Origin of the sequence: Cyanobium sp. BA5m-10 (assembly GCF_024346255.1) — a bacterium.
Lineage (GTDB): Bacteria > Cyanobacteriota > Cyanobacteriia > PCC-6307 > Cyanobiaceae > Cyanobium_A > Cyanobium_A usitatum.
In genome coordinates this window covers 1-5281 of sequence record NZ_JAGQCP010000091.1, presented here as the reverse complement: position 1 = coordinate 5281, position 5281 = coordinate 1, and the positions used below count along the sequence as shown (strand labels likewise).

The 5281-nt window shown below is 70.7% G+C and carries 6 protein-coding genes; all 6 read right to left on the bottom strand.

Going from position 1 to position 5281, the window contains the following annotated elements:
* Nucleotides 1-553 (bottom strand): hypothetical protein (locus tag KBY85_RS15755; RefSeq protein WP_254962407.1); only part of this gene is annotated, 553 nt, incomplete at its 3' end.
* Nucleotides 550-825 carry a hypothetical protein gene (locus tag KBY85_RS15750; RefSeq protein WP_254962406.1) on the bottom strand — a complete coding sequence of 92 codons (276 nt, stop codon included), beginning with the start codon at nt 823-825 and terminating at the stop codon, nt 550-552. The genes KBY85_RS15755 and KBY85_RS15750, both read right to left, overlap by 4 nt.
* On the bottom strand, nt 815-3997 hold the full coding sequence (locus KBY85_RS15745; protein ID WP_254962405.1) for a DUF3854 domain-containing protein: 3183 nt from the start codon (nt 3995-3997) through the stop codon (nt 815-817). The genes KBY85_RS15750 and KBY85_RS15745 overlap by 11 nt, the downstream gene beginning before the upstream one ends.
* Entirely contained in the window at nt 3997-4428 is a 432-nt protein-coding gene (locus KBY85_RS15740) for a hypothetical protein (RefSeq protein ID WP_254962404.1), read from the bottom strand. The genes KBY85_RS15745 and KBY85_RS15740 overlap by 1 nt, the downstream gene beginning before the upstream one ends.
* Nucleotides 4429-4564: 136 nt before the next feature.
* Entirely contained in the window at nt 4565-4723 is a 159-nt protein-coding gene (locus KBY85_RS15735; protein ID WP_254962403.1) for a hypothetical protein, read from the bottom strand.
* 194 nt (nt 4724-4917) lie between these two features.
* A partial coding sequence (locus tag KBY85_RS15730; protein WP_254962402.1) for a hypothetical protein occupies nt 4918-5281 on the bottom strand: 364 nt, incomplete at its 5' end.

Here is a 5281-nt window from a genome sequence, read left to right as displayed (position 1 = left end):
CCCAGAGCCCTGGCAGCGGGGTGGGCACGGCCAGCGGTGGCTGCAGGGGTAGCGGCGCTGGGTAAACATTGCCCCGATCGGCGATCTCCTGCTGTCGCTGCACGATGGAGGCCTGGAGCTCGATCCGTGCCTGGGCTTGAGGCTTGCCTGCAACGGCGGCCACCTCGGGGCTAGAGGCCCATTCCCGAGCAACGGCAATCGCATCGGCCACCTCCTCGGCGAGCGCGGCGGTCAATTCGGCGGCATTGGCCAGGCGGCTGGCTTGAAGCTCCAGCTCGCCCACCAGGCCCTGCAGTTGCCACCACAAGTAGCGGCGGCGCTCGGCTTCGAAGCGGCCGCGATCGCTGAGCACTGGGGATAGCTCCGGGCCCTGCAGCTGGCCCCAGGCGCTGCGCAGTTGCTCGAGGTCGATCTGCAGGCTGCCCCTGGCCCCGCGTCCCACCACGGCAGCGGCGAGGGTGCGCTCACGGCGAAGTAGCTGGGCGAGAGTGCTTTTTGGCAAGCCCAAGGAAGTGGCGGCGGCCCGCAGGCTCACGGTGGTTGCGGCGCTCATGGCTTCGCCTCCTGTTCGGCGGGGCGCTCCCAAAGGCCACCAGCAGCACGGAGCGATCGGCCTTGCTCGATCTCCATGGCCGCCAGCCGGCGCCCTTGGGCGATGCCAGCTGCAACGCCAGCCCCCCAAGCATCGGCCGGGTCAGCCGGCAGGGCGGTGGGCATCGGCGGCAGCGGATCGGGTCGCCAGCCGGCCCGGAGTGATGCAAGGCAGGATTCAGCGGTGGCCATGGGGTTTTTCGTGTGGTGTTGGCAGTCGGGCTCAGGCGGCATGAGCTGGGGCCTCCTGCCGGCAGCGCGGAGGGGCCGGCGGCCATGGAATTGCCACCCCTCGGGCCTGCAGATCGAGCCAGATCGGTGGCGGCAGGGGTGGCGGCGCTGGGGTGGGGCTTTTTTCTCCCCAGGAGAGTTTTCTTCCTAGGGAACTTTTAGCCCCAGCGATCGGGGCCCCCAGCTCAGCGATCCAGGCAGCAGCCAGGGCCGCGGCATCCACACCAGCAGGCAGGGCCAGCCGGTGGGCCCGGTAGGTGTAGGCATCCCGATCAGTGCCGCGGGCCTTGATCCGGCCGGCCTGCTCCAGCCGCCAGCCGCAGGCAGACAGCAGGGCCCGCAGGGTGCCGGTAGGCAGGGCAGCCGGGCTCAGCCCCGCAGCCTGGGCCAGCTGGCCGCGGTGGGTGGTGGCATTGAGATGGAGGGCCACCACAGCCGGGTCGGCGGCGGCGATCACCTCCCCGGCGGCGAAGCGCTCCAGCAGGGCGGGCACCCCCAGGGCCTGCAGGGCGCTGATCTGCTGGCCGATGGCCACCCGCAGGCGGTCAGGTTCAAACGGCCGGCCGGCCGGATCGAGGGCCCCGATCGCGGCCTGATCGCGGGCGCTCACCAGGGCGAGGGCTGCGGGGGTGGTGAGCAGCCAGCCCAGCCGCAACTGATTGCGCAGGCCATCGCGGTCTGCCTCCAGCAGCTCCAGGGTTGGCGGGCATCCCTCCAGCCCCCAGCGCTCGGCCAGGCGGTGGCGATCGAGGGCAGCCTGATCGAGGGGCTCCAGCCGGCGGCACTGGGCCAGCTCGGCAGCCTCCAGCTCGGTGAGGGGCCGGGCCGCGATCACAGCCTGATCGGCAGCATCCCGGTAGGCGGTGGCGGCGGCTTTTAGGTCGGCCGCGGCCTGGGCTCCAGCAGCAGGGCAGGGCTCAGGGCCAGGGGCGGCCATCGCCCACCCCTCCCGCTCCAGTAGGCCGGCGATCGAGGCGCGGTAGGCAAACCGCTGGCGGTTGCGTTGGGCCCCCAGCTCAGCCCAGGCAGCCAGCCAGGCCCCCTCGGCATCGGCCGCGGCCAGCTGGCCATAGAGGGGATCAGCCACGGCCTTCAAGTCTGCGATCAGCTGGGCCGGGTCAGTGGCGCCAGATCCCACCCGCAGCCCGCCGCGGCCGGCGCCGTCAGCGGGGCAGCGCTCGGGGGCATACAGATAGGCGGGCACCTCGGGGCAGCGCACCCGGGCCAGGGCCTGGGCCACATGCTCAGGGGCCACCCGGCCCCCGGAGTAGGCGATCACAGCCGCAGGGCGCCAGCGGGCCCAGCTGATCCCGGAGCTGATCGCCGGGGTGCAATACAGGGCAAAGGGCACCCCCAGCTCGGCAGCTTCAGCGGTGCGGCGCTCGGCCCAGCCATCAGGGTCGGCGGCCACAGCCGCGGCCAGCTCGGGGGTGGTGGAGTCCAACACATCCACCAGGGCGCCGGGGCAGCGCAGCCGGTGGAGGGCCGCCAGCTGTTGGGCGGAGTTGGCGAACTCCCCTTTTTGGCTGGAGGTCCAGCAGAGGAACGGCTCACCAGCGGCCACCAGCTCGGCCCATCGGGCCTTGAACGCAAGGGCCGCGGCCTGGGGTTGTTTGAATCCCTCGGGGGAATGGAGGGGCCGGCCAGCCATCGGCCGGGCAGCGCTGTCGATCACATGGGCGCGGCGGCCGGTGAGGGCCTCCAGCAGGGTCACAGCCCAGGCAGGCATCCCAGCCTCGGCGCCGATTACCTGCAGGGTGCGGGGCAGCTGTTCGGCCGCGGTGCGCAACACCTCGGCGCGGTAGCCGGCCAGGGTGGTGCCGGAGCTGAGCAGCAGATGCTCCACAGCCTGGGCCCACTCATCGGCCACCAGCACGGCCCCGGCCCAGCCGGTCGGGCTCAGCTGCAGGGCACTGGAGGGGCGCCAGGAATCCCAGCAGGCGGCCACCCCCTGCCAGCGCTCATCGGTGCCGGGCAGCGGGCGCCAGGGCACCCCCACCCGCTCGGCGGCGGCTTGGCCCAGGGCCTGCCGGTGGGAGGGCATCAGCAGGGGCACCCCCGCAGCAGCGAGGGGCGCCACATGGGAGGCGATGGCCTCGGTTTTGCCGCAGCCCATCGCCGCGCTCAGAATCACCAGCGGCGCCACAGCAGGGCCCGGGATCGGGGCGGCAGCAGCCAGATAGGCACCAGCCGCGGCGGTCACATCGGCGGGGCGCTGCAGGGGCAGGACAGCCCGGGGGCCGGTGGTAGCTAGGGCTCGATCGAGGGCCTCGGGGCCGGCCGCGGCCAGCAAGTCATCTAGGCCGGTCTTGTCATGCCTAGGCAGCAGGGGCAGGCGGGCCACCTCCACCCGGCCACCAGCAGCGCGGAGGGCACGGGCCAGGGCGCCAGCAGCCGCGGCCACCTTGGTGGCGGTGGTGGGTTTGGCCTCGGCATCGAAGGCGATTTTCCAGCGGCGGCCGGGGGCCAGCAACTGGAGGGCCTCGATCAGCCGCTCTGATCCATCGGGCCCGAGTCGGCGGCCCATCTGCACCCCGGGCAGGGCCACCGCGGCCCAGCCAGCACTGACGGCGGCGAGGCTTTTTTTCCAGCCTTCGCAGATCAGCAGCTGCAGGCCAGGGGTGGCCAGGGCCCAGGGCCAGAACCCGGCGGCCAGGGCCGCGGCATCAGGGCGGGGCAGGCCTTGGCGATCAGCGATCAGCTCCCAGCAGCGCAGGGGCACCCGGGGCAGCAGCAGGCCGCCCCCATCGGGGTGCTGGGGCTGGGCTTCGTAGCGGATCGCCTGGCCAGGCAGAGGCTCCCAGTTGCCGCGGCCATCCCGGCGGCCCTTGGCCCGAGGGCTCGAGGGCTTCCACTGATCGAAGGGCTCCAGCCCGGGCAGTGCATCGCTCAGCGATCGCCAGCCACCAGCAGCTAGGTGGCGGTAGCGCTGATCGAGGCGGATCAGGCGATCAGCCAGGAATCCCGGCTGGGCCTGGGGCAGGCCGCTGGCGGTTTTGCTCTCGGTCTGGAGCTGGAGGCGGGCATAGGCCACCAGCTCGGCCCGCTCGGCCTCCCAGTGGCGATCGGTGCCGGGGCCCCAGCTGGCCACGTTGGCCGCGGCCACATCGGCGGCGATGGCTGAGCGCTGCAGCTCGGCCCAGTGGAGGGGCAGCAGGGTGGAGGGGTTGGCCATCACAGCTCCACCTCCTGCAGCTGCAGCAGGTAGGGGTGGGCCGGCTCAGCCGGCTGGCCTGGGGTGATGGTTGGCGGCCAGACCCCTTCAATCGGGCAGGTCCCAGCCCCCTGCCGTTGCAGCTCGGCATAGGCGGCGATGCTCTGCCGGTCGGCGGTGAAGGCCCTCACCACTCGGCCGCGGCTATCGGTGGTGAAGGCCCACAGCCGGCTGGCGGGAGGGCGGCGGCTGGGGAACGACTCCCGCAGCCAGGCCGGGGCCTCGGCGGTTGGATTAGCCCACCGCAACTGCACCTCTTTACCGAGGGCTTCTGCGTATTGCGGGCGCTGGGAACGGGCAGGCAGCAGCCGTAAACCCGTGCCGTAGCTAAGATCTGGGGGTGTACTAACCGGGCGGGGTTGCGGCCGGTCACCGAAAGGAATACGATTCAAGGAAGGAGCGGGCCCTAGGGCCCGTTTGTGTTCCAGATCCCCCCGCGCTTCCACCTGCTTGGGGTCTGGGTTGTCAGTTAGGAAGGGCCTCCGGTTTCGTACCCGGGGGCCCTTTCGCCTTTTCAGGCCCTTTCGCTCAGGCAGCCACAGGGGCAGCTGGAGCAGGAATCCCTAGGCGGGCACCTTCAATCGCGATCGACTGGCGAACCAGATCGCTCAGGGTTATTTGCTGGGCAGATGCCACATGCAGAAACCAGGCCCGTTCTTCCGGCGTGGCCCGCACAGTTACCTGCACGTTTCGCGACTTAGTTGGAATCACAGGCCGACTCGATGTCTAGTCACCACGCTACCGATGGTGGCCAGGATCGCAAGGGCTGACTGCCATTTAGGGCCCCTAGTTTGGCCGCTTTCTAGTCATACAGGCATTTTTGAGTTATTTCAGCTGCAGGGGCTCAGCCCGCTAGATCTGGGATTGCGCCTCCGGTGTCATCACTGCCCCTCTCCGTTTTCAGAGTCGGGCACCTCAGATAGCAGCAGCTCCACAAAGGGGGTCAGGCGGCCATCCACCAGCAGGCGGGCGAGGTTTTCCAGCTCCCGGCCTATGCGGCCCGTGAGGAAGCCCAGGGCATCGGCCGGGGGCAGACCTGCATCGGTGACAGCCTCCAGCCAGAAGGCGGAGGCGTCCAGGATCATTCGCAATTCATTGCGGCCGGCGGCCAGGGCATTGCTGCAGGCGAAGAACTCGGCCGCTTCGTCGGGGTCGGTGTGGAGGTGGTGTTGGCGGCCATCTGGATCGGTCCAGGAGACAACTCCTGATCCTTCATCCATGGTCGGGGTGTGATCGGGAACGGCG